At 61.2% G+C, this 22,971-nt stretch carries 19 protein-coding genes; 8 read left to right on the top strand and 11 right to left on the bottom strand.

Annotation, left to right across the window (positions count from 1 at the left end; all coding sequences use genetic code 11):
• Positions 1 to 40: 40 nt before the first annotated feature.
• Entirely contained in the window at positions 41 to 1,498 is a 1,458-nt protein-coding gene (locus tag HOP51_RS15235) for an NCS1 family nucleobase:cation symporter-1 (protein ID WP_234274760.1), read from the top strand.
• Positions 1,499 to 1,572: 74 nt separating this feature from the next.
• Here the strand turns inward: HOP51_RS15235 and HOP51_RS15230 are convergent, their stop codons facing one another.
• Positions 1,573 to 2,352 carry a FadR/GntR family transcriptional regulator gene (locus HOP51_RS15230; protein ID WP_234274759.1) on the bottom strand — a complete coding sequence of 260 codons (780 nt, stop codon included), beginning with the start codon at positions 2,350 to 2,352 and terminating at the stop codon, positions 1,573 to 1,575.
• Positions 2,353 to 2,510: 158 nt separating this feature from the next.
• Here HOP51_RS15230 and HOP51_RS15225 point away from each other — a divergent pair, with 158 nt between their 5' ends.
• The 3 genes from HOP51_RS15225 to HOP51_RS15215 all read left to right on the top strand — a co-directional run bounded on the left by HOP51_RS15225 (position 2,511) and on the right by HOP51_RS15215 (position 6,603).
• Entirely contained in the window at positions 2,511 to 3,395 is an 885-nt protein-coding gene (locus HOP51_RS15225; RefSeq protein WP_234274758.1) for a fumarylacetoacetate hydrolase family protein, read from the top strand.
• Positions 3,396 to 3,466: 71 nt separating this feature from the next.
• Complete coding sequence (locus tag HOP51_RS15220) at positions 3,467 to 4,561, top strand: type 2 periplasmic-binding domain-containing protein (protein WP_234274757.1); 1,095 nt, start codon at positions 3,467 to 3,469, stop codon at positions 4,559 to 4,561.
• Positions 4,562 to 4,632: 71 nt separating this feature from the next.
• Positions 4,633 to 6,603 (top strand): tripartite tricarboxylate transporter permease, encoded by a 1,971-nt coding sequence (locus HOP51_RS15215; RefSeq protein WP_234274756.1) that lies wholly within the window; start codon positions 4,633 to 4,635, stop codon positions 6,601 to 6,603.
• Between the two features lie 33 nt (positions 6,604 to 6,636).
• On the opposite strand, the gene HOP51_RS15210 is transcribed toward HOP51_RS15215, so the two are convergent.
• From HOP51_RS15210 to uraH, 3 genes are all read right to left on the bottom strand, one after another.
• Positions 6,637 to 7,383, bottom strand: coding sequence for a GntR family transcriptional regulator (locus tag HOP51_RS15210; protein WP_407061814.1), 747 nt, complete (start codon positions 7,381 to 7,383; stop codon positions 6,637 to 6,639).
• A gap of 127 nt (positions 7,384 to 7,510) precedes the next feature.
• Positions 7,511 to 8,722, bottom strand: coding sequence for a urate hydroxylase PuuD (locus HOP51_RS15205; RefSeq protein WP_234274755.1), 1,212 nt, complete (start codon positions 8,720 to 8,722; stop codon positions 7,511 to 7,513).
• 210 nt (positions 8,723 to 8,932) lie between these two features.
• On the bottom strand, positions 8,933 to 9,286 hold the full coding sequence (uraH, locus tag HOP51_RS15200; RefSeq protein ID WP_234274754.1) for a hydroxyisourate hydrolase: 354 nt from the start codon (positions 9,284 to 9,286) through the stop codon (positions 8,933 to 8,935).
• Between the two features lie 191 nt (positions 9,287 to 9,477).
• On the opposite strand from uraH, the gene uraD reads away from it, so the two are divergent.
• From uraD to HOP51_RS15185, 3 genes are all read left to right on the top strand, one after another.
• Positions 9,478 to 10,008 carry a 2-oxo-4-hydroxy-4-carboxy-5-ureidoimidazoline decarboxylase gene (gene uraD / locus HOP51_RS15195; protein ID WP_234274753.1) on the top strand — a complete coding sequence of 177 codons (531 nt, stop codon included), beginning with the start codon at positions 9,478 to 9,480 and terminating at the stop codon, positions 10,006 to 10,008.
• Positions 10,009 to 10,312: 304 nt separating this feature from the next.
• Positions 10,313 to 11,698, top strand: coding sequence for a uracil-xanthine permease family protein (locus tag HOP51_RS15190; protein ID WP_234274752.1), 1,386 nt, complete (start codon positions 10,313 to 10,315; stop codon positions 11,696 to 11,698).
• Positions 11,699 to 11,833: 135 nt separating this feature from the next.
• Positions 11,834 to 12,445 (top strand): phosphoribosyltransferase, encoded by a 612-nt coding sequence (locus HOP51_RS15185; RefSeq protein WP_234274751.1) that lies wholly within the window; start codon positions 11,834 to 11,836, stop codon positions 12,443 to 12,445.
• 95 nt (positions 12,446 to 12,540) lie between these two features.
• On the opposite strand, the gene HOP51_RS15180 is transcribed toward HOP51_RS15185, so the two are convergent.
• Together HOP51_RS15180 and HOP51_RS15175 are read right to left on the bottom strand one after the other, a co-directional pair.
• Positions 12,541 to 12,894 (bottom strand): phasin family protein, encoded by a 354-nt coding sequence (locus HOP51_RS15180; RefSeq protein WP_234274750.1) that lies wholly within the window; start codon positions 12,892 to 12,894, stop codon positions 12,541 to 12,543.
• Positions 12,895 to 13,036: 142 nt separating this feature from the next.
• On the bottom strand, positions 13,037 to 13,744 hold the full coding sequence (locus tag HOP51_RS15175; RefSeq protein ID WP_234274749.1) for a glutathione S-transferase N-terminal domain-containing protein: 708 nt from the start codon (positions 13,742 to 13,744) through the stop codon (positions 13,037 to 13,039).
• Positions 13,745 to 14,104: 360 nt separating this feature from the next.
• Between HOP51_RS15175 and HOP51_RS15170 the strand changes: the two genes are divergently transcribed.
• Positions 14,105 to 15,952 carry an L-lactate permease gene (locus HOP51_RS15170; RefSeq protein ID WP_234274748.1) on the top strand — a complete coding sequence of 616 codons (1,848 nt, stop codon included), beginning with the start codon at positions 14,105 to 14,107 and terminating at the stop codon, positions 15,950 to 15,952.
• A 336-nt stretch (positions 15,953 to 16,288) separates the two neighbouring features.
• Here the strand turns inward: HOP51_RS15170 and HOP51_RS15165 are convergent, their stop codons facing one another.
• From HOP51_RS15165 to glcC, 5 genes are all read right to left on the bottom strand, one after another.
• Positions 16,289 to 17,311 (bottom strand): DUF6708 domain-containing protein, encoded by a 1,023-nt coding sequence (locus tag HOP51_RS15165; RefSeq protein ID WP_234274747.1) that lies wholly within the window; start codon positions 17,309 to 17,311, stop codon positions 16,289 to 16,291.
• A 55-nt stretch (positions 17,312 to 17,366) separates the two neighbouring features.
• Positions 17,367 to 18,407: a DUF6708 domain-containing protein gene (locus HOP51_RS15160; protein WP_234274746.1), complete on the bottom strand. Its 1,041-nt coding sequence runs from the start codon at positions 18,405 to 18,407 to the stop codon at positions 17,367 to 17,369.
• A gap of 3 nt (positions 18,408 to 18,410) precedes the next feature.
• Positions 18,411 to 21,233, bottom strand: a complete 2,823-nt coding sequence (locus HOP51_RS15155) for a T6SS effector BTH_I2691 family protein (protein WP_234274745.1) — start codon at positions 21,231 to 21,233, stop codon at positions 18,411 to 18,413.
• A gap of 239 nt (positions 21,234 to 21,472) precedes the next feature.
• Positions 21,473 to 21,997: a gamma carbonic anhydrase family protein gene (locus tag HOP51_RS15150; RefSeq protein ID WP_234274744.1), complete on the bottom strand. Its 525-nt coding sequence runs from the start codon at positions 21,995 to 21,997 to the stop codon at positions 21,473 to 21,475.
• Positions 21,998 to 22,031: 34 nt separating this feature from the next.
• Entirely contained in the window at positions 22,032 to 22,808 is a 777-nt protein-coding gene (gene glcC / locus HOP51_RS15145; protein ID WP_234274743.1) for a transcriptional regulator GlcC, read from the bottom strand.
• Positions 22,809 to 22,971: the final 163 nt, after the last annotated feature.

Raw genomic sequence — 22,971 nt, 5'->3', positions numbered from 1 at the left:
GCGGGGATGACGCTCGACCACAACGATAACGGTGACGACGATGAAAGAGAGTGAGCTGGACATTCAGCGCATCGACCCGACGCTCTACAACGAAGACTTGGCCCCGCTGAAGCACAAAGACCGCAACTGGGGGGCCTTCGAGATCTTCAACGTCTGGTCCAACGACATCCAGAGCCTGTTCGGCTATACCCTGGCGGCCTCGCTGTTCCTAACCTACGGCCTCAACGGCTGGGCGGTGATGGCAGCGATCATTCTCGCCGGCTTCATCGTCATGTTCCTGGTCAACCTGACCGGCAAGCCCAGCGTCAAGTACGGCATTCCCTTCCCGGTGATGGTACGCGCCAGCATGGGCGTACGCGGCGCCAATCTGCCGGCCATGCTGCGCGCGATCATCGGCATCTTCTGGTATGGCGTGCAGACCTACTTCGCTTCCACAGCAGTGGCGCTGCTGATCGTCGCGCTGTTCGGCGCCGGCAACGGAACCACCTTCCTCGGACTTTCCGGGGTGGCCTGGGTCTCGTTCGTGATCGTCTGGCTGTTTCAGATTGCGATCTTCTGGTCCGGCATCGAGCGCATCAAGCACTTCCTCAACTGGGCCGGTCCCTTGGTCTACGTGGTGATGGTGGCATTGATGATCGTGGTCTGGTATCAGGCCGGCAGTGAGCTCTTGCCAGCCATTGGAACCATCTTCAGCGCCGATGGCGAGCGTAGCGGCAGCGCCGTGGCGGCATTCCTGGCCATCGTCGGCACCATGGTGGCCTACTTCGCCGCGGTGGTGATCAATTTTGGCGACTTCACCCGCTTCGTCAGGACCGAGCGCCAGATGAAGCTCGGCAACCTGCTGGGGCTGCCGCTCAACGTGGCTTTCTTCTCCTTCATTGCGCTGATCATCACCGCCGGCACCCTGGTGCTGTTCGGCGATGCCCTGACCAACCCGGCCGACATCGTCGAGCGGGTCGACTCCCTGCCGTTGACCATCGTCGCCGCGCTGACCTTCTTCGCCGCCACCGTGGGCATCAATCTGGTCGCCAACTTCATCCCTCCCGCCTATGACCTGGCCAACCTCTTCCCCAGCAAGATCAGCTTCAAGGTAGGCGGGCTGATCACCGCCGTGGTGGCCTTCTTCGTCGGTGCGCTGTGGGTCTCGCTGATCAGCCAGATCGGCGTGCCGGGTTTCGTCAACGCGCTCGGTGCAATCGTCGCGCCCTTCTACGGCATCATCGTGGTGGACTACTACCTGGTGAAGCGCCAGCACCTCGACATGCAGCAGCTGTTCTCCTCCGAGCCGGGTACCGCCTATTACTACGTGAAGGGTTGGAACACCCGAGCGCTGATGGCATTCGGCGGTGCCGCACTGTTCTCCATCTCCACCGTAGTCGTACCGGCGCTCTCCGGTCTCGACGGCTACGGCTGGATGATGGGCGCCGCACTCGGCGGGCTGTTCTACTACGGCCTCATGCACAGCTACCGCGCCGCGCCGGTGGCACCGGCCACCTGATCGAACCATCCACAACGTACAGAGAAACGCAAACCGCCGAACGCCCAGGCGTTCGGCGGTTTGCGTTTCGTTCATCAGCCGCGCCCGAACAGGTTTGCCTTCACTTCCCCCAGATGTTCCTCTAGCAGTACGCGCGCGGTCTGCTCATCGCGGTCGCGCAGCACCGCGACGATGGCGCGGTGCTGCGCCTCGTAACGCTTGCGGCGTTCAGGTGTCAGGGAGATCCGCTTGAGCCGCCCCCACTCGCCCTCTTCACGCGCTGCGTTGGTCAATTCGAGAATGCGCAGGAAGAAGCTGTTGTGAGTGGCTTCGGCAAAGGCCTGGTGCAAGGCACCGTCCCAGTGCTCGAACGCTTCGATGCTGGTGGCCGACTCCGAGCGCTCGAGACACTCGTCCATACGCGCGAAATCGGCAGCCGTGGCAAAGCGCACGATCAAGGCCACCATCTGCGGCTCGATCAACATCCGGGCATCCATCAGCTGAGCCGGGCTCACCTGCCTCGCCATGCTGCCCACGCTCGGCGACCCAGCCGATGCCGAGGCAGCGTCAGACTCGCCCCTGCTAGGGGTGAGCGACTCAGCGGCACGCTCGCTGACGAAAGTGCCGCTACCCACCACCTGGGTGATTGCACCGAGCGACTTGAAGTGCCCCAGCACTCGCCTCACCGCGCCGCGAGAGGCGCCGAAGCGATCGCTCAGCTCACGCTCCGTGGGCAGCCGATGACCCGGAGGAAAGCGACCGCTGGCGATCTCGGCCCGTACATAGCGCGCCAGGGCCCTGGCCCCATCCGAACGTATGCCGTTCTCGGCCAGTGAGTCCCGGTTGTCATTAGCACGTATCGGCCTCTCGCTCACTGGACATCCTTTTTCATGTCTTTCATGCGGATCCAATTTCTGCTGAATCTAGACCATTTGGTACACCAATACAAAGAATCAAGCTTGATTTAGTACCAATCAGCTTCTAGCCTCGGCAATTACAGAACCAAAAACAAACCAATGGAGAGCCAATCGTCATGAAATTCGCCACGCTGCGACCGGCGCCCGACCAACCGCCTCTCGTCGCCTTGATCGACGCTGCGGGCCAGCATTACTGGCCACTGAACGAGCTGGTGCCCGAGTTCCAGGGCGACATGCAGCAGTTGCTGCGCGACTGGGCCTCCCTGGCTGCCCGGATCGTGCCCAAGGGTGAAGGACGCCCCCTCGATGCCGCGCGCCTCGAACCGCCCATCCACCCTCATCGCAACATGTTCTGCGTCGGCAAGAACTACTTCGAGCATGCCGCCGAGTTCAGTCACTCCGGTTACGACAGCAGCACGACCGCCGACGACGTGATACCCAAGTTTCCCATCATCTTCACCAAGGCCTACAACACCTTGATCGCCCATGGCGACGACATTCCCCGCCATGCCGAGGTCACCCGCCAGCTCGACTACGAAGCTGAATTCGCCGTCATCATCGGCAAGGGGGGCCATAGCATCAAGCGGGCCAACGCCTACGATCATGTCTGGGGTTATACCATCGCCAACGACGTGACCGCCCGCGATCTCCAGCAGCAACACAAGCAATGGCATCTCGGCAAGTCGCTGGACGGCCTTTGTCCCATGGGGCCGTGGATCGTTACCGCCGACGAAGTAGACCGCGATGATGCCACCATCAAATGCTGGGTCAACGGCGAGCTGCGCCAGGATGCCCGCCTGGATCAGTTGATCTTCGACGTACCGACGCTGATCGAGACGCTCTCGGCCGGCATCGAACTCAAGCCGGGTGACGTGATCCTGACCGGCACCCCAGTCGGGGTCGGCATTGGCTTCAACCCGCCCAAGTTCCTGCAGGCCGGCGACATCGTGCGTATCGAGGTCGAGGGCATGGGCGCATTGGAAAATCGGGTCGGCGACTGAGCGGCCCGTCATCTGCACGGCACCAGGTTCCACAAGCGCCAACGAGCGCGACAACAACACAGGAGCACGCCATGAACATTCCCGATACCAAACCGAAAACCCTCGCTGCCGCCCTGCTGGTCGCCGCCGCCGGTCTAGCCAGCGCCCCCGCCATGGCCGAGGATTTCTACGCCGGCAAGTCCATCGAGATGGTGGTACCGTTCGGCGAGGGTGGCGCCACCTACGTGGCGGCCAAGTTCCTCGAGCCCTTCCTGGAGAAGCATCTGCCGGGCAATCCCCAGGTCAACGTGCGCACCCGGCCGGGCGGCGGCTCGATTCTCGGCGCCAACTGGTTCCAGCAGAATGCCGAGCCCGATGGCGAGACGATCCTGTTCACCACCTCTTCCACATCCAACCCCTACGTACTGGGCATGGATGCGGTGGAGTACGATCTGGCCGCGATGCGTCCCGCCTATAGCCTACCCTTCGGGGCGGTTATCTACGTCTCACCGCATACCGGCATCGAGTCGCCAGCCGATCTGCATTCGCCGGATATGCCGCTCATCTACGGCGGTATCGCCGCCGCCGCCAGCGATCTTCCCGTGCTGCTGGCCTTCGACCTGCTGGAACTCGACCTGCGCACGGTACTCGGCTTCGACGGCCGCGGCCCGGCCCGTCTGGCCTTCGAGCGCGGCGAAACCAATGTCGATTTCCAGTTCACACCCGCCTACATGTCTCAGGTAGTGGACATGGTCGAAGCGGGCTCCGCGGTGCCGATCATGGCCGGCGGCTCGGTGGGTGATGACGGCGTGCTCAGCGCCCGAGACCTGGCATTTCCCGACTACCCCTCGGTCTATGAAGTTTACGAGGAGATTAACGGCGAGCCACCTTCCGGCGTGGAGTGGGACGCTTTCCAGGCCATTGGCGCTACCACTTTCAACTTTGGCCTGACCGCCTACCTGCCTGAGGGCACACCGGACGAAATCATCGAAATCTTCGAAGAAACGATCGCCGCCATCAACGCCGACCCCGACTATCAGGAACGGAGCCAGGAAGCCATCGGTGGCTACGACCTGCTACCCGCATCAGCGGTTACCGATTCGCTGAGTGAAGCCCTGCAACCCTCCGATGAGGTACGCGACTACCTGCGTACCCTGCTCGCCGACAAGTACGACGTCGAGCTGTAGCCTCGGTGCCGATACGGCCAGCCGTTGCCACGGCTGGCCGCACTCGATGATCCTGCATAGGAAACCGCCACGTGCTCGAGAATATCCTTTCGGCCCTGGACATCCTGTTCCAACCCGCGCGGCTGCTGGCGCTGTTCGCCGGCATGCTGGCCGGGATGGTCTTCGGTATGCTGCCGGGACTGGGTGGTGTGGCCGCCGTGTCGATCCTGCTGCCGTTCATCTACCTGATGGACGGCTACGCCGGGCTGGCCATGCTGCTCGGGGCCATTTCGGTGATCTACACCTCGGACACCATTACCTCGGTGCTACTCGGTGCTCCGGGGTCACCGGCCTCGGCGCCCACCGCGATCGAGGGCCACGCGCTGGCTAAGCAGGGCAAGGCCTCGCTGGCGCTCGGCGTCGGTTTTCTGGCGTCGATGGTAGGCGGCCTGTGCGGCGCCCTGATCCTTTCCGTAGCCATTCCCATCGCCGGCCCCCTGGTGCTGGCACTGGGTACGCCGGAGCTGTTCATGTTCGCCCTGGTGGGACTCTGCTTTGCCGCCAGCATGGTCGGCAAGGACCTTGCCGTGGGGCTTACGGCCGCCTGCTTCGGCATCCTACTGGGAGTGATCGGCGCCGCGCCGGCCGCCGCCAACTATCGCTTCATCTTCGGCCAGTCCTACCTGATGGATGGCCTTTCGCTACCCATCGTGGCGCTGGGGCTGTTTGCCGTCGCCGAACTGATCGGCATGGTCGCCTCGGGCGGCGGCATCGCCACCAAGCCGACGCCCTTGGGAAAGTGGGGGGATAGCTTCCACGAATTCTGGCGCAGCCGCTGGCTGATCTGCCGCTCCTCGGTGATCGGTATCTTCGGCGGCTTCGTCCCGGCGGTAGGTGCCAGCGCCTCCACCTGGATCGCCTACGGTCATGCGATGAGTTCCACCAAGGACAAGCGACGCTTCGGCAAGGGCGAGATTCGTGGCGTGGCCAGTGCCGAGGGAGCCAATAACGCCACGATAATTTCCGACCTGGTGCCCACCATGCTGTTCAGCGTACCGGGCGGCCCCGCTGCCGCCATTTTCCTCGGCGCGCTGTTCTCGTTCGGCTTCTACCCCGGCCCGCGCATGGTCAGCGAATCGCCGGATCTGATGTACATGATCGTATGGAGTGTGGCGCTGGCCTCGGTGATGGGGGCCGCGATCTGCTTCGCCGTGACACCCTACATCGCCCGGCTGACTCGGGTGAACTTCGCCCTGATCGCCGCCCCGCTGTTGCTGATCATGGTGGCCGGCGCCTACCAGGGCACCCAAACCTTCGGCGATATCCTCGCCCTCCTTGCGCTTGGCCTGCTCGGCTGGCTGATGAAGAATGCCGGTATTCCACGCGCGCCGGTGCTGGTCGGCTTCGTCCTGGCCACACCCATGGAGCAATATTTCTGGTTGACCACCCAGATCCACGGCTTCACTTGGCTGACTCGCCCCGGCGTACTGATCATCGCCTCGCTGATCGTGATTCCACTAGTGTTAAACGTGGCAAGAAGACTGCGGCGGCGAGTCGGCGGTGAGGACGATACGGGGCATCGGACGGAAGCTACCGCCGGTGAAGGCGAACTTCCGGGGCACGACAGCAGCGTCGTATTGATCACGGTACTGCTGATGACCGTGGCTTTTGGCTACGCCTTGGTGGAAATGCTCGGCTACCGCCCCAATGCGCGACTGATGCCGAGCCTCGGCATCGTGCCAGGGCTGCTGCTCAGCCTTTACGTCCTGGGCCGCCAGCTGGTCAGGATACGACGCCGGGGGCGTAGCGTGAGTCTCGCCAGCCGCCGGGAACTGCCCGTGCTCGGCGGCATTCTGCTCTACGGTGCCGCCATGTGGCTGATAGGGTTCAATCTGGCCACACTGCTGCTGCTGGCCTGGCTGCTCATCGGCTGTGCCCGAATGCGCTGGATAACGGCCCTGCTCTATGGCGCGACGGTGTACGCCATTGCCCAGGGAATGTTCATGCTGATGCGCCTCACCCCACCCCAAGGAACACTGCTGAATCTCGCCATGCCGTGGTGATGCAGGAAAGCGCCGTTACCCTGACGGCGCGCTTCAGGCTCCGAATATGCGATGCAGGTCGGGGGTTTCCGCCTCCTCTTCGACGATCGATAGTGACGCCTCGATCGCCTTCAGGTGACGGCTCATGAAGGCCGTGGCACGCTCGCCGTTGCGTGCCTCGAGATAGCCGATCAGGTCGTCGTGGTCGTGGGATTCGCAGCCCAGGTGCCCGGAGCTGCCGTAGACCGCCAGGATCAACGACGAACGCGAGCAGAGCTGACCGACGAAAGCCGCCAGAGTGGCATTGCCCGAGAGCTGGGCCAGGCGTTCATGGAAGGCGGCGGAGAGCTTGATTGCCCGGCTCTGTTCGCCCGACTTGAGCGCCTCGCGCTCGCGACGGGCCATGTCGCGCAGCTCGCGAACGTCCTCGGCAGTGATGCACCGAGCCACTTCCGGCATCAGCCCGCACTCCACCATCTGGCGAGCATCGAAGACGTCCTTGGCTTCGTCGGCGGTGGGCCGGGTGACGCTGGCACCGCGGCGCGGCGTCAAGGTCACCAGTTGCTCCAGCGCCAGGCGCTGGAGAATCTTGCGCACGCCGGTGCGACTGATACCGAATACCTCGGCCAGGGCATCTTCGCGCAGGCGCGCGCCGGGGCGCAGACGATGTTCGATGATGGCATCGCTGATAGTGCGGTAGATCGCCTCATGCCGTTCGGCACCATCGCCATTCTTACCCATGCGCCGGGGCTTGGCCTTGCCCGCATCGCCAGCTTCGGCCAGACGCTGCCGCTGGTTCATGATCCCCCTCCTCGCATGCCAACACTGGTAGCCATTGTATACGCAACCTCCATCAACTATCGAACCAATGAAGACGCCCCAGCGCCGCCGAGAGCGGGCTGGGGCGTCTGCGGTTCACGGTGGGTGACTACTCCGACCAGGCGGCGATTACCTCGCGTTCCTCATCGGTCATGCCGGTCATGTTGCCAAGCGGCATGTACTTGCTGCCCACCACCTGCTGGATGCGCGCCTTCTGCCCGCGAACCTGGTCCGCGCTGTCGTAGGCGATGCCGGCAGGTGGCGCGGAGAAGCCCGGCTGGGTCGGCTGACGCGAATGACAAGCCACACAGTGCTGGTCGATCAGGGCGTGAACCTCCTCGAAGCTGGGCCCCTCGGCATCCGCCAGGGTCGCTCCACCGGTCGTGGCCTGCCCATTGGGCATCGCCAGCCAGAAGACAACCAGGATCAGCGCCGTGCCCGCCGCCGGGTAGGCCGGCTGGATCTTGCCCATGTGCATCAGCACGAAGAACTGGCGGATCAGCGCACCGGCAAAGATGAACAGCGACATCAGTACCCAGGCGTATTCGTGGTTGTACACGAACGAGTAGTGGTTGCTGATCATCAGCAGTACCACCGGCAGGGTAAAGTAGGTGTTGTGCACCGAGCGCTGCTTGCCACGCTTGCCGTCGAGCGGGTTCGGCTGCTCGCCGGCCTTCATCGCGTTGACCATGCGCCGCTGGCCGGGAATGATCCAGAAGAACACGTTGGCCGACATGGCGGTGGCCATGACCGCACCGGTCAGCAGGAAAGCGGCACGCCCTGAGAACATCTGCACGCTGAGGTAAGCGACTACGATCACCAGCACGGCGACGGCCAGGCTGAGTACTCCGTCGCGCTCCATGTTGGGGCTGATGCGCTTGCACATCTCGTTGTAGATCACCCAACCCGCCAGCAGAAACACCAGCGCCAGCACGTTGGCCTGCCAGCCGCTCATGTTGGCGGCCCACTCCCAGCTACTGTTGGGATTGACCAGATAGAAGCCCGGGTTGGTCATGTAGAGCAACACGAACAGGGCAAAGCCAGAGAGCCAGGTGGTATAGGACTTCCAGAACGACCAATGGAGATCCTCGGGCAGCTTGGCAGGTGCGGTCGCGTACTTCTGATTATGATAGAAGCCGCCACCGTGCACGGCCCACATTTCGCCGAACACGCCCTTGTCGCGATCCTCGGCTGCCTTGGGCTTACGCAGTCCGTTGTCCAGCATGACGAAATAGATCGACTCACCGATCCAGGCGATGGCCGCGATGACGTGCAGCCAGCGCAGCATGAAATTGACGAATTCCAGCAGGTAAGCTTGCATTTGAGGGGTCTCGGTCGGTGTTGTTGTTCAGCGGCCCGGGGCCAGCGCAGCCAGTTTGAAACAAACAAGGGATGTGCTGATCAATTGGCGAGCGGGATGAAGAACAAGGCGCACAGCGCACAGAAACCGGAGCCTATGGGGTATAGGTGAGGATTTCGAGCACTGCGCAACGCAGTGATTCGCCCGCGCAGCCATTGACTCAGTGCTTCCCTAGCTGCCGCGGTAAGTGGAATAGCCATAGGGCGACACCAGCAGCGGCACATGATAGTGCTGCGAGGCGTCGGCAACGCCGAAGCGCAGCGGAATGACATCGAGGAAACGCGGCTCGCTCGCCTGGATCCCCTGTTGGCGCAGATAGTCGCCGGCATGGAAGACCAGTTCGTACTCGCCGGCCCGGAAGTCGTCACCTTCCAGAATCGGTGCATCGCAGCGGCCGTCGTCATTGGTCGTTACCGTCTTCAACAGCGAACGCTGCTCGCCCTCCAGGCGATAGACGTCGATGCGGATACCTTCGCCAGGGCGGCCCTGGGCAGTATCCAGAACGTGTGTGGTCAGTCGTCCCATATCGTTTCTCCCGTTGTCAGCCGGAGCTTGAGCGGCGGCCCTGACCCGAGCCTTGGCGCTGACCGAGGTTCGCCGCATGCCATGAAGACAGTTTTATCCATTTTGGTGGTACATTTCAAAGTTTTTTTGTATACACTTTTGAGAGAACACGCTTCGATCACTGCATGACAGCACTGACCATGGAGATCACGATGAACGACAAGACACTCGCGCCGCGCCCCAGCACGCTCGACCGCGACGAATTCGTGGCCCGCTTCGGCGACATCTACGAGCACTCCCCCTGGGTGGCCGAGCTGACCTGGAAGCGCGGGTTGCAGCCGGCGCAGGACACCCCGGCAAGCCTCGCCGAGGCCATGGGCCAGACGCTAAGCAGCGCCACAGCGGAACGCCAGCTCGAGGTGATTCGCGCCCACCCTGACCTCGCGGGCAAGGCCGCCATCGCCGGCGAGCTGACCGACAACTCCACCCGCGAGCAGGCCGGCGCGGGCCTCGACCAATGTACGCCCGAGGAGATGGCCCGTTTCGAGCGCCTCAATGCGGCATATAAGGAGAAGTTCGGCTTTCCCTTCGTCATGGCCGTGAAGGGCAGCGACAGGCACGCCATTCTGGCGGCCTTCGAGACGCGCCTGGGGAACTCACCCGCGGAAGAGCGCCGTACCGCCATCGAGCAGATCAACCGCATTGCCCGCTTCCGCCTGGAGGAGCGTGTCGAGAATCGCTGATCTCGCAGACTTCCCGGCCTTTGGCCGGCCTGCGATATGGCACAGTGCTATCGGCCCAGGGGAAACCCGCCAGCGATATCGCGGCGGGTTTTTTGTTGCTGCTCGAGCATCGGGATAGCCGACAAAATATGACCAAACGGTCAGAGTGATATATTCAACCCATTGATATAGAAGAACAAACAATTTTAGTAGACAAAAATAATTGAAAACTGTCTTTTAAATGACAATGTATTGTGTACATTTCTTGGCAGAGTGTGGTGCATGGACACGCACCACTGCGATAACAACAACCGAGAGCCTGACCATGACCGACACTGGAAAGCCTTCTCAGCCAACCAAGCCCTCACGCACGATCAACCAGAACCCCGACGCCATGCCGCCATTGGGCAAGGCGATTCCACTCGGGTTGCAACACATCATGGCGATGTTCGCCGGCAACGTGACGCCGCCGATCATCATTGCCGGCGTAATCGGCGCCACCGCCGGCGAGCAGATCTTTCTCATACAGGTCGCGCTGTTCGTGGCCGGTATCTCCACGCTGGTCCAGACCATCGGCATGGGGCCCATCGGCGCCCGGCTTCCCATCGTGCAAGGCACTAGCTTCGGCTTCCTGCCCGTCGCCTTGCCACTGGCCAAGGCCTTCGGCCTTCCCGCGGTACTGGGGGCTTCGTTCATCGCCGGCCTGCTGCAGATCCTGCTGGGTGCGTTCCTCAAGAAGATCCGCCACTGGTTCTCGCCGGTAGTGACCGGCATCGTGGTGCTGTTGATCGGCATCACCCTGATGCCGGTGGGCCTCAACTATGCGGCGGGCGGCGTGGGCTCGGAGAATTTCGCCTCACCGACCAACCTGGCGCTCGCCTTCTTCGTGCTGGTGGTAACCATCGCCGTGCATCAGCTGGGACGCGGCTTCATCAAGGCCTCATCGATCCTGTTCGGCCTGCTGGCCGGTTACCTGGTCGCCATCGCGCTGGGCATGGTCGATTTCACCAACCTGCGCGATGCCGCCTGGTTCGCCCTGCCTCAGCCCTTCGTCTACGGCATGGAGTTCTCCATGACCGCCATTATCGGCATGACGCTGATCATGTTCGTGGTGGGGCTCGAAACCATCGGCAACATCTCGGCCATTACTACCGGCGGGGCCGGGCGCCCGGCCAAGGATCGTGAGCTCTCGGGCGGGGTAATGGCCGATGGCGTGGCGACCTCCTTCGCCGCCGTGTTCAACACACTGCCCAATACCGCCTACGCCCAGAACGTCGGCCTGATCACCCTGACCGGTGTGGTCAGCCGCCATGTGGTGACCATCGGTGGCCTACTGCTGATCGCCATGGGTCTGTTTCCCAAGTTGGGCGGTCTGGTCGCGGCCATGCCCCATGCCGTACTGGGGGGAGCCGGCATCGTCATGTTCGGCATGATCGCCTCGGCCGGACTCAAGATCATCAAGGAATGTGAGCTGGATCAGCGCAACATGCTGATCATTGCGGTGTCGCTGAGCCTCGGCATCGGCCTGCCCGCGGTGGATGCGATCTCCGAAACCATGCCTGGACAGGCCGGCCTGCTGTTGAAATCGGGTCTGGTACCGGCGGCCGTCGCCGCCTTGCTGCTGGACGCCATCCTGCCCGGCAAACCCCGCCGCCAGGCACCACAGGAGCCGGTAGCCGCGAAGAGCGAGCAGGTACGCTCCAACGTGTAGGAGGCATCAGGGCGAGGCCACGCCTCGCCTGTCCTAGTCTAGCTTCTCCTCCCTCATACACTACCGCTGCGCCCGACCATCCCGCCTGGGCGTTCTACACTGCGGTTATCCATGATGGATGGAGGAGAACGCGACATGTTTCGCGACCGCCTGGATGCCGCCGAGCGACTTGCCGAGCGCCTCGCGTATCTCAAGGGCTCCAACCCTCTGGTACTCGCCATTCCCCGTGGTGGCGTTCCCATGGGGCGCTACCTTGCCGACGCTCTCGAGGGGGAACTCGATGTCGTGCTGGTGCGCAAGATCCGTGCCCCGGGCAGCCCCGAATTCGCGATTGGCGCCATCAGCGAAGATGGCACCATGAAGCTCGACGAGGCTGCCTCTCACTTTGCCCAGATAGCGGTAGAACGCGAAGCCGAGCAGCAGCGCAAGCTGCTTCAGCAACGGCGCCAACGCTACAGTCCGGTTCGCCCGCCGATACCGCCCGAGAGCCGGGTGGTGGTGATCATCGACGACGGTAGCGCTACCGGAGCGACCATGGAAGCCGCCCTGCAAACCCTGCACGGCCGTGCCTCACGGCTTGTGGCAGCCTTGGGGGTGGCATCGCCGAGCGCCGTCACCCGGCTGGAGGCGATTGCTGATGAGGTCGTCTGTCTCGATGTCCCGCAGCGCTTCATGGCGGTGGGCCAGTTCTATATCGACTTCGGCCAGGTGGAGGAGGAGGAAGTCATTGAGCTGCTTGGCGAATGACCGCGTCGGCAGCGTGAGGGAGGCACACGGCACGCAAGAAAAAGGCCGCCGCCCTCAGGGGCGACGGCCTTTGCATCGGCAGGGTATGTAGCGATTTACTTGGTCGCGGCGCTGGCGGCCTTGACGTTCTGCTCGGTCAGTTGCTGACCCTTCTGCAGGAACTCCTGGCTCAGGTCGACCACCTTCTTGGTGTCGCCCTGCAGACGCTCGCCCAGCTCCTTGACGGCTTTCTGCTGAGTCTCGAACACCTGCTTGAAGCCTTCGGAATCCTTGACATCGACCCAGGCGCGGGCCTGGGCCAGGCTCAGGTCGGAGTAGCTACGGAAGGCGTCCAGCTGCGCTGACAGCAGCTTCTCGTAGTATTCCAGGGTCAGCGAGCCATAGGCACGCGCCGGAGCGAGGAGCAGAGTTTCGAACTGCTGGGTCGCCTTGTCTTGGGTCTTGCTCATGAGACACCTCCTACGTTGCGTTATCAAGGCAGGATCGCGCCTTGTTGCATTGCAACATAGCAGCTCGTTTTTTGCGGTGCAACATTTTTTGAGTACCGTTTCTGGAGCACCGCGACTGTAGCTTTCCGCCGCCCTCGCCCGTTCAGCGATAGGCCCCTTCGATATCCGTGATTCGCATGGCCATGCGCCCCAAGCCGCCATGGAGATCGAGCATGCGCTCGACCCAACCGTAGACGGGGTCGGCATTCGACACCAAGTCGGCAGTCGACACTACCCGCGCCCACATGAAGGCACCGAAAACGAGGTAGTCGGCCGCGGCAGGCGCCTTGCCATCAAGGAAATCGCTATCTTCCAGTTGGCCCCGCAACGGGGCCAGAGCGGCGTCGAGCTGCGCCAACCCCTTTGCCGGTGAATGGAATTCCTCGAGGGAACGGCCGAAACGCTTTTCACGGCTGGTGCGAAAATAGTCGCGGTCTTTGGGATCGATGGCGTTGAGCAGGTCCATGACGATGGTACGCATCATCGCCGGATGCAGCGCCCGTTCGGCGTAATGCTTGAAGAAGCGCGCCCGGGATTCGGCCACGCCATCGCCCAGCAGGGGCGCCTCGGGATAGGTACGGTCCAGGTAGCGCAGGATCTCGTAGCTATCAATGACCGTCTCGTCACCATCGACCAGTACCGGCACCTTGTCGTGGTCGGCGAATGCCAGGGCCTGCTTGTCGGTGAAGTGCCAGGAACGCGTCTCCGCCTCGAGTCCCTTGTGAGCGAGCGCATAGCGCACACGCCAGCAGTATGGGGAAAAACGCAGACCTTCATCGATACCGCAGAGGTCAAAGAGAACCCTTGCCATGGTGCCTCCTGGGGAACGTCGTTAGTAGTCTCTGGATAGTGCCAGCCTTGGTGGCAGGATGCCAACCGCAGCAGGCTCGACTACGCTGGAGCCATAAGTCTGTCCATTAGTCTAATAACGAATGGCTTCCAGATGCTTGGCGACGCGCAGATATTCCTCTTATCCACATGATTTGAAATGCAAATCAAGAAGCCCTCATGGGATGTCACTACGCAGCAGATTGGTAATACCAATTACCCAAGGATGGTAACTTTTAAGCGCACTTCGTATCGTTGCCTCCGCGGCCGGCACAGGTAGACACGCTTCGATGGGCGGCCTTCGCCTGCCGGACTCTAACAAGGAGAAATCCGAGGAAACGTCATGACGGATACAACCCTAGCACTACTCGCCTTTACGCCACTGATACTGGCCGGCGTGCTGTTGATCGGCTTTCGCGTGGCGGCCAAGATCGCCATGCCCATCGTCTTCCTGGTAACGGCCCTGATTGCCCTCACCGCCTGGGAGATGAGCTTTACCCGCATCGCGGCATCGACTTTTCAGGGCCTGATCCAGACCGCTGGCCTGCTATGGATCATCTTCGGTGCGATCCTGCTTCTGAATACACTGAAGCATTCCGGCGGAATCACCGCGATTCGCAACGGTTTCTCCGGCATCAGTCCCGACCGTCGCGTGCAGGCCCTGATCGTGGCCTGGCTGTTCGGCTGTTTCATCGAGGGTGCCTCGGGCTTCGGTACGCCCGCCGCGGTGGCAGCACCGCTGATGGTGGCGCTGGGCTTCCCCGCACTGGCCGCAGTAGTCGTCGGCATGATGCTGCAATCGACTCCGGTCTCCTTCGGCGCCGTGGGGACGCCCATCGTGGTGGGGGTCTCGAGCGGTCTGGACCGGGCCAGCATCACTGAAGCCCTGGAAGCCGGCGGCTCGAGCTGGGACGTCTTCTTCCAGCTTGTCACCAGTGAGGTCGCCATCACGCACGGCATCGTCGGTATCCTGATGCCGCTGATACTGGTGACCGTGATGGTGCGCTTCTTCGGCGCCAACCGCTCCTGGACAGAAGGCCTCTCCATTGCCCCGTTCGCCATCTTCACCGGCTTCGCCTTCGTCATTCCCTACGTCCTGGTGGGCGTGTTCCTGGGACCGGAATTCCCCTCGATGATCGGCGCCATGGTGGGTCTTGCCATCGTCGTACCGGCGGCTCGCCGCGGCTTCCTGCTGCCCAAGGATACCTGGGACTTCCCCGAAACCAGCTCCTGGCCCGACTCTTGGATCGGCAGCTTTCAGATCAAGCTCGACGAGCTCAGCGAGAAGGCTCCGATGTCGCCCCTGCGCGGCTGGCTTCCCTATGTCCTGCTGGCCATCTTCCTGGTTGCCTCACGCACCATCGAGCCGCTGCGCGCCGCGCTCAACAGCGTCAGCTTCGGCTGGGCCAACATCCTCGGGGAGCAAGGCATCAGTGGCAGCATCGAACCGCTGTTCCTGCCCGGCGGCATCATCCTGATGGTGGTGCTGGTGACCTTCTTCCTGCACCAGATGAACGGCCGCAAGCTGAGCGCGGCGGTTTCCGAATCGACCAAGACCATCTTCGGTGCCGGTTTCGTGCTGATCTTCACCGTGCCCATGGTGCGGATTCTGATCAACTCAGGCGTCAACGCCGCCGATCTCGCCTCCATGCCGGTGACCATGGCCCAATTCGTGGCCGACGGCGTGGGTGGCATCTATCCCTTCTTCTCCCCCGCCGTGGGTGCACTGGGTGCCTTCATCGCCGGCTCCAATACGGTTTCCAACCTGATGCTGGCCGAGTTCCAGTTCAACGTGGCCCAGCAACTTGGCCTCTCCACTGCCTTCATGGTGGCGCTACAAGCCGTGGGTGCCGCTGCGGGCAACATGATCGCCATCCACAACGTAGTCGCGGCCTCGGCCACCGTCGGCCTGCTTGGCCGCGAGGGTGAGACGATCCGCAAGACCATCCTGCCGACCATCTACTACCTGGTGTTTGCCGGTGCGATCGCCATGGTTGGCTTCTACGTGCTCAATGTCAGCGACCCGCTGTTGGAAGTGGGCCAGATGGAGCAGCCCATCATCGAGGAGATGGAGCCTGCTGAAGCAGCCGATGCGACGGAACCGCAAGAGGAGACGTTAGATGGGGCAGAGCAGGAGCCCATGGAGGACGAGCCCCCGTCGCCGGTAGAGGACGACGCCACGGAAGAGTAACGACCCGAGGCGACGCCACCATCAACGCCCCCGACTCCGGGGGCGTTCGTCCTTAGAATCTGTGCATGGTTTCACAAGCTAGCTGTGATTTCTCTTTTAGGCTGCTCATCCGAAACCTACCCGGAATAACTCAGCTCCGAGAGGCCCAGATGGATATTCACCTCATGCCCTATGACCGGGCCCTACTGATCCACAGAATTCTGAAAGAAGGGCTCCAGCCGAAAGAAACCCTGGCGTGGAGTGTCAGTGCCCGCATACCTTACAAATGGTTGCGCCGCCTCCTATCAAGAAGGAAAAGCGGGCTCCGGGCTCTCCCTCTTATCGCGTGCATTACTATCAGACGAACCACACCCTCACCAGCCACACAGCGCCGATGCCAAGCACGGTGAGCCCCACCGCGAAGCAGACCAATGGCCAGCCCAACTCCCAGAAGTCGTACTTGCCATTGTCGCGCCAGTCCTTGCGGTAAGGATCGTTGGGTTCAATGGGGCACGCCGCCTCCACTTCTTCCGGCCAGCGAGGCACCTTGCAGGTGGACATGGCAAACCAGCGGCCTAGGGTCGTCAAGGCCCACAACGGCGAAACCAGAAGTTGCATGAGCGGCCACTTTGCCATTGGTGCAAAAGTTCGAACCAAACCAAAGACCAACCCCTCACGGCGGCCATCAAGAGGCATGCAAATTTCGGTCTGCTTGTAGTTTTTTTCCACTCCATCCGGCTCCTCCATATAACGCCGAATATACTCCCACAACTGCAACATACCTTCTCGATTTCCCAGATAGGGGTATCCCAGGGTGAAGGTATCCTTGACCGTCTCGCCATCCTCGGCCAATACATGAGCACGGATATCTTCGATACGGGTCATCTCCGACGAGCCGGTAGTAATGGCGCATATAAAGAGCTTGTCCCAGTCAGTTCGGAGTATCGTGCCGTCCGGTCGATAGGCATAGACCTGTCGGGTCTTACGGTTCAGACGGATGGGGTAATGGGTTTGGCGAAACACTTCATGGCGCATTATCCAAATGCCGACCCACGCAAAAAAAATAACGGCCAAGGAGAATAACAGGTCAAGCATCCACATGACCGGGCTGGCCTGCTTGATAGACGAATATATGATATAAAAAAGCCCCAGCGTGAACGGAACTGCAAACATGCCTCCCATCCAAGTGGCGAACCCCTTGCCTGCATACCAGCGATCCACCAATTCCAGGTAGGTGCTATTGATCTTGATGACCGACAACCAGTCCAGAGGGTCGTCGCTGGCGGGCTTCTTGGGATTCAACTGACTTTTTCGCTCCTCCTCGGTCAAGGGCCGGTCAAGCTTGTACGCGTGGAATCTATTTAGCCCGGTAAAGTCCATCTGCTGACTCCGCTTGCGGGAGCAAGCCCGCTCAATGCCAGACGCTCGTCCGCCATCAGGAGAACCACGCCCGCACCAGCCACACAGCGCCAATGCCAAGCACGGCAAGACCAACCACAAAGCAGATCAGCGGCCAGCCCAGCTCCCAGAAGTCGTACTTGCCATTGTCGCGCCAGTCCTTGCGGTAAGGATCGTTGGGTTCAATGGGGCACGCCGCCTCCACTTCTTCCGGCCAGCGAGGCACCTTGCAGGTATACATGGCAAACCAGCGGCCAAGAATAATCAAGGCTGCCATTGGAGATAACAATAATTGAGGGATGGGGCGGTTTGCAGCAGGAGCGAAGGTGCGAAGAATACCGAATGCGGCCCCTTCTCGACGGCCGTCAATGGGCAAGCACAACTCTGTTAACTTATAACTTTCCTCCACTCCATTCGGCTCTTCCATATAGCGCCGGATATATTCCCAAAGCTGCAGAATACTTTCTTTATCTCCCATATATGCATAACCCAAGGTGAAGGTATCTCTAACAGTTTCACCATCTTCATCAAGCACATGGGCGCGAATATCAAAACTTTTATCGAAGAGAGGCATATCATTTTCCATAACACAGACAAACAAGTCATCCCAAGAGGTTGTCAAGACTGTATCTCGAGGTCTATAAACATGGACCTGGCGCGCCTTACGATTCAAACGAATTGGATAATGAGTAAAGCGAAAAACATCAAAACGTAAACCCTTATACCCCACCCAAATAAAAAACAAAAAAAACAAGGTCGTAATAGCTGAAAGAACCCAGAACCCCAGCTCATTCATTTTCATAGCCAACCATAAAAAGGCAACAAGCCCTCCTATAGAGATTATTAAAATCATCACCCCTTGCCAAGCAGCGAACCCTTTAACAGGGTACCAACGATCCACCAACTCCAGAAAAGTATTATTTATCTTTATCACCGACATCCAATCTAAAGGGTGCTCACTAGCGACCTCACTCTTCTCCAACTTTTCTTGTCGCTCTTTTTCTGTCAAAGAACGATTTATCTTATAATCTCGCTTATAATTATGTTTGCCATCTTTCCCAAAGCCAGTGTAATCCATAACTTACTCCGCTTGCGGGACGAGGCCCAGTGCTACGTTATTCGTTCTCTCACCTTCACCCTCGACACCAAGCGCCTTCATCGCCTCCTCAAATTTTTCCGTCTCCACTCTCAAACCTTCATATCGGTCACTCACTAGCTTTCCAAAATGGCAACGCTCCATCCAATCTTGCAAGGCGTTGTTCTTGAAATAGTCAATCAGTAGTGAAACCCCGATACCAATCAATACTAGGATGATACCAACACCGGTAGCAGCCGCCACAGTGAGCCCGAATAGAGATGCTCCCCATGTGGTAAATAGAATTGCCGCTCCAATGCCCGCCACGCCAGAGAAGAAATAAAGCCCAGACAATCTCAAATCCCCTTTCAAACCCTCCTGGATTGAATTTTTCAAGTCAAGAACCGCCATCAGCCCTGCCATTACAACCCCAAGACCGCGGGACAACCTACCCATCCATTCCACCCAAGCCTTGTTCGCCATCCGGGCCAGCCGGATACTTCCCGCCTGGGCGCCGTTCCGGATTCCATCATGGATCAGGTTCCCTACCCCCGCGATGATCGCTCCGGCACTGGCACTAAGCCGCCAAGTATTTTCAGTGCGCTGATGGGCCATGCTGTCATCCAGTTTCTTCGCCATCTGGCCTGCAGCCAAGCCTTCCAGGATCAGCCCAATCACCGCCAGCCGGGAATGGGTGCCGAACATGGCGCGGAATCTGGCCATCTGGTTTCTTGGCCAGTCATCCATTTCCAGCAGGGTGCCCGCCGCCCGATTGGCCAGTTGTCGCGGCTCCAATCCTTCCCCGTCGAGTTGCACCAAGGCGAAGCGGTCGAAGCGCATCCGCACCTGCTGCTCACCGCCTTCCAGCCCGACCTGGCGCCGCTGGCCGCGTGAGCGGATCTCCAGCCGCCGTTTGAGCAGCTCGGTGTCCACGCCTTGCAGCGCTTCGGGGTTGAGTTCTGTCATCATGTCCACTAGCACATCCAGCGCCTGACTGACCGTGCCGCGATGCTGGACCACGCTGATCGGCGCCTCGCCGATGACGCCCAGGAAGATCAGGGGCCGTCCGATACCCTGGTCGATCATGGGGTCGAGCACCTTCATGAGCGGGCCGCCCACCGCTGCGATCAGTTGCGCAACGAGGTTCTTGCCTGCCACATCAAGGTGTTTGAGGGTCTCGTTGTACAAGCGGATCAGGCTGACCCACTGCTCATGGGAGAGTGCCCGGGCCGACAGGTCGGCCTCGCCGATGGCGTCGAGCACTGCCTGCTGGTTATGCAGCAGCGCCCGTTGCAGGAGGTTGCCGTCATTGGCCGTGCCCGCTTCCAGCCAGGTCTGGTAGTTGTCGAAGCAGACCTGGTTCTGCTGGGTGTCCTGCAGGCACAGCAGCAGCGCCTGGAGGTAACCGGTCCCCGAGTCGGCATCGGCGTCGTCATGGTTGCAGGTGAAGGACTTCACCATCGCTTCGCTCTGCAGCCATGTCTGGTGCACTTCGGCGAGAGGGGTCAGGTATTGCCGGTCGTAGTCCTGCAGTTCCTTCTGATAGACATCGTTGCGCCACTGCTCGGGCTGCCCCTCTTCGAGTGTCCTGCGGTATCGGCGCCAGCCACGTTCGGCGGCATCGTCAAGGTCGCTGGCCGACAGCCGATCCACTGCCCGTTGCCGGGCTTGCGCTTCTTCTTCCTTGCGGAAGGCGTTATCACTCCTCAGCCGGTCCCGCCGCTCAAGTTGCCGCTGATACTCCTCGCGCTCTTGTCTGGACATGCCGCGATAATGTACGGGCGACATATGCAGCATTTGAAGCTCACTTTCTTGACGCTGCTGAATGTGCCGCAACTCGGCCTGGCTGCTGATCGACTCCTGCAGCGTGTCGATCAGGGTCGAGATCGCCAGCGGACGCTGCAGATGGTCCTGCCGCATGAAGTCATTCAGTCTGGCATTCATCAGCCCCGCCAGATCGGCGGCAATGCCCACCGGATCCTCCAGCGCCACCATCACCGGCGACATGCCGAGCGGCTCGGCCTGGGCATCGGCCCAGCGTTGCAGACCCTCGATCTGCTCCTCGATACCGTTCATGGGAGCCAAGCTGTGACCGAAGGGGGTGGGCGGTGGAACGCTGTCTTCGTCAGAAACGGACGCCGGCATATCGGCGGGTATCCAGGGGTAGCCGGCTTCGGCGACACGCTCTTCCAGCTCGGCCAGAGGGGCGGCGTGATCGGCACTACCGCCACGCCATTCGGCCAGCGAGAGTTTTCGCATGTGGTCCCGCCGCCGCAGGCCGCCGTCGCCCACCGGCGCGTTGGTGGCATGCTCGTGCCACACTCGCTTGGTCCAGGCGGTATCGGAAAAGGCCAGGTAGATATTCCCGGCCCGGTCGGCGTTGGGAATGGTCAGGCAGCGGCCCGGATAGTGGTGCTCCGGGTTGAGCGCGCAGGTGAACTCTTCCTCCCGGGGCGGCGGTTGCAGCAGGGAGTCGATGCCCTGCACCTGGTCCGGATTCATCCGCACCAGGGCATCGTGCTGGATGCCGCTGATATAGGGGAACAGATAGCCCCGCTCCGTCACGACATAGCCGGACCAGCTTCCGCGTACTTCGTTGAACACGTACAGGTAGCCGCCACGCAGCAGGCGCAGGGTATAGGCTTGTCCGTCCGGCAAGGCGACATCGGTCACCCCGTCACCGAAGGCCCCTCCCAGTGCCGGCCCCGCAGGCGCCCAGCTCTCGCTGTCGGTACGGGTGATCGCGTAACGCAGAGGCAGGATCGGCAAGCCCCGCTTTTGGCAGTAGGGGCAGTTCGCGATGGATTGCTGTCGGGTCGCGTCGCTCATGGGGCCTCCTTTGGGTGCCGTTCTCATTCCAGTGCGGCAACCTGGCTGGCAATAATACACCGATGTCCACGACAACAATGCCGCCGCTCTCGTTTTGGCAAACAAGAATCAACCGCAACATTCGAAAGAACAGAATGTATCACGCCAACCGCCCCCTTTCCACGTAGTGAAGAGCCGAGGGAGGTACCGATTGGCAGCCCATCAAAGCGCCGGCCTGCGATGCTAATGAAGTATCCAGGCTAGCCAATGCGTTCGAGGTCGCGCTCGTGCTGGCGCGCTTTTTCCACGTAGACCGCCGCATTGAGACGCAAGCCTTCGATGGCCACATCGTCGAGTTCCCGCACCACTCGAGCCGGCGCTCCCACGATCAGCGAGTTCGGTGGAAACTCGGCGCCCTCCTTGACCACGGCTCCCGCCGCCACCAGGCAGTTCTCACCGATCATCGCGCCATTCAGGATCACCGCCTGGATACCGACCAGACTCCCATCACCAATGGTGCAGCCGTGCAGCATCGCCTGGTGACCCACGGTCACGCCCTTGCCGACCTTGAGTGGAAAACCGGGATCGGCGTGCAGCACGGCCCCATCCTGAATATTGCTCTCCTCGCCGACCTCCAGGCGTTCGGTATCGCCGCGCAGCACCGCCTGATACCAGATGCTGACACCGCGCCTGAGGGTCACCTGCCCGATCACATCGGCGGTTTCCGCAACGTAGACTTCGTCATGCACATCAGGGCGATGTTCGCCGAATCGGTAAATTGCCATACAGCCTCCTCTTCGCTGGTTGTCAAGCCGATGCTCACCCCCACTCCCCCAGTCGCATGGCCGAACGCTCCAGGCGCTGGTCCTCGGCTTCGATCTCGCGCAGCTGTGCCGCGATGCCGGCAAGATGATCGAGCGCGGCGCGACGGGCCGACTCGGGCTTGCTCTCCATCACTGCCCGATAGAGACGGGCATGCTGGCGGTTGATCATCTGCCGCGGCACCTCGCGATGGTAGAGGTTCTTCACCGACGCGAACACGGAGCTGAGCAACAGGTCGGTAAGCGACTGCAGCGTATGCACCAGGACCGGGTTATGCGAGGCCTGACAGATCGCCAGATGAAAGGCGTGGTCCAGATGCGCCAGCCGCTCCACGTCGATCGCTTCGCCAGCCTTGACGTACTCGACCATCGCCTCGTAGCGACGCTGGATCATCACCCGGTCCGCCGAGGTGGCACGCTCCGCTGCGAGCCTGGCCGACTCACCCTCGAGCAGTGAGCGCACTTCCAGCAGGTCGTACAGAGTGCGTGGGTGGTCGCGAAAAAGGTGCATCAGCGGGCTGTCGTCTCGTCCCGGTACCAGTGCCGCTACCGCCGACCCACGCCCCTGCCGGGTAACGATGATGCCCTTGCTGCGTAGTACGCGAAGCCCCTCCCTCAACGAGGTCCGCGAGACGCCGAGGCGATCGCACAGGCGTCGCTCCGAAGGCAGCAGTTGCCCCGGGCGGAACACGCCATCGAGGATCAGCCGTTCGAGGCGCGCCGCCACCGCATCGGGCGTGCGCATCGGCAGCATCTGTTCACTATCCTGAAACATGCCTTCCTCCCGGGCCTGTGAAGTTCACCTTGAGTCGCTCGGCCGAATGCGCCATGGTTTATCATGAAAATAATTTCCAACATAGCCAAAAACAACTGGTCATACCAGTAGACCGCAGACTGGACAGGTGGCCCCGCAAGGCGCAGATTGGGGGCCTGCACAA

The organism is Billgrantia zhangzhouensis, assembly GCF_021404465.1.
GTDB classification, from domain to species: domain Bacteria; phylum Pseudomonadota; class Gammaproteobacteria; order Pseudomonadales; family Halomonadaceae; genus Halomonas; species Halomonas zhangzhouensis.
Note: the sequence above shows the minus strand (reverse complement) of the source record. Positions and strands in the feature narration are given on the sequence as shown.

Bases quoted from the DNA above. Each gene is read 5' to 3' on its own strand.
- HOP51_RS15220 (WP_234274757.1), top strand. From the start codon at position 3,467: ATGAACATTCCCGATACCAAACCGAAAACCCTCGCTGCCGCCCTGCTG.
- HOP51_RS15180 (WP_234274750.1), bottom strand. From the start codon at position 12,894: ATGAGCAAGACCCAAGACAAGGCGACCCAGCAGTTCGAAACTCTGCTC.
- HOP51_RS15190 (WP_234274752.1), top strand. From the start codon at position 10,313: ATGACCGACACTGGAAAGCCTTCTCAGCCAACCAAGCCCTCACGCACG.
- HOP51_RS15175 (WP_234274749.1), bottom strand. From the start codon at position 13,744: ATGGCAAGGGTTCTCTTTGACCTCTGCGGTATCGATGAAGGTCTGCGT.
- HOP51_RS15170 (WP_234274748.1), top strand. From the start codon at position 14,105: ATGACGGATACAACCCTAGCACTACTCGCCTTTACGCCACTGATACTG.
- HOP51_RS15185 (WP_234274751.1), top strand. From the start codon at position 11,834: ATGTTTCGCGACCGCCTGGATGCCGCCGAGCGACTTGCCGAGCGCCTC.
- HOP51_RS15165 (WP_234274747.1), bottom strand. From the start codon at position 17,311: ATGGACTTTACCGGGCTAAATAGATTCCACGCGTACAAGCTTGACCGG.
- HOP51_RS15205 (WP_234274755.1), bottom strand. From the start codon at position 8,722: ATGCAAGCTTACCTGCTGGAATTCGTCAATTTCATGCTGCGCTGGCTG.
- HOP51_RS15225 (WP_234274758.1), top strand. From the start codon at position 2,511: ATGAAATTCGCCACGCTGCGACCGGCGCCCGACCAACCGCCTCTCGTC.
- uraD (WP_234274753.1), top strand. From the start codon at position 9,478: ATGAACGACAAGACACTCGCGCCGCGCCCCAGCACGCTCGACCGCGAC.
- HOP51_RS15150 (WP_234274744.1), bottom strand. From the start codon at position 21,997: ATGGCAATTTACCGATTCGGCGAACATCGCCCTGATGTGCATGACGAA.
- HOP51_RS15160 (WP_234274746.1), bottom strand. From the start codon at position 18,407: ATGGATTACACTGGCTTTGGGAAAGATGGCAAACATAATTATAAGCGA.
- HOP51_RS15235 (WP_234274760.1), top strand. From the start codon at position 41: ATGAAAGAGAGTGAGCTGGACATTCAGCGCATCGACCCGACGCTCTAC.
- uraH (WP_234274754.1), bottom strand. From the start codon at position 9,286: ATGGGACGACTGACCACACACGTTCTGGATACTGCCCAGGGCCGCCCT.
- glcC (WP_234274743.1), bottom strand. From the start codon at position 22,808: ATGTTTCAGGATAGTGAACAGATGCTGCCGATGCGCACGCCCGATGCG.
- HOP51_RS15155 (WP_234274745.1), bottom strand. From the start codon at position 21,233: ATGAGCGACGCGACCCGACAGCAATCCATCGCGAACTGCCCCTACTGC.
- HOP51_RS15210 (WP_407061814.1), bottom strand. From the start codon at position 7,383: ATGAACCAGCGGCAGCGTCTGGCCGAAGCTGGCGATGCGGGCAAGGCC.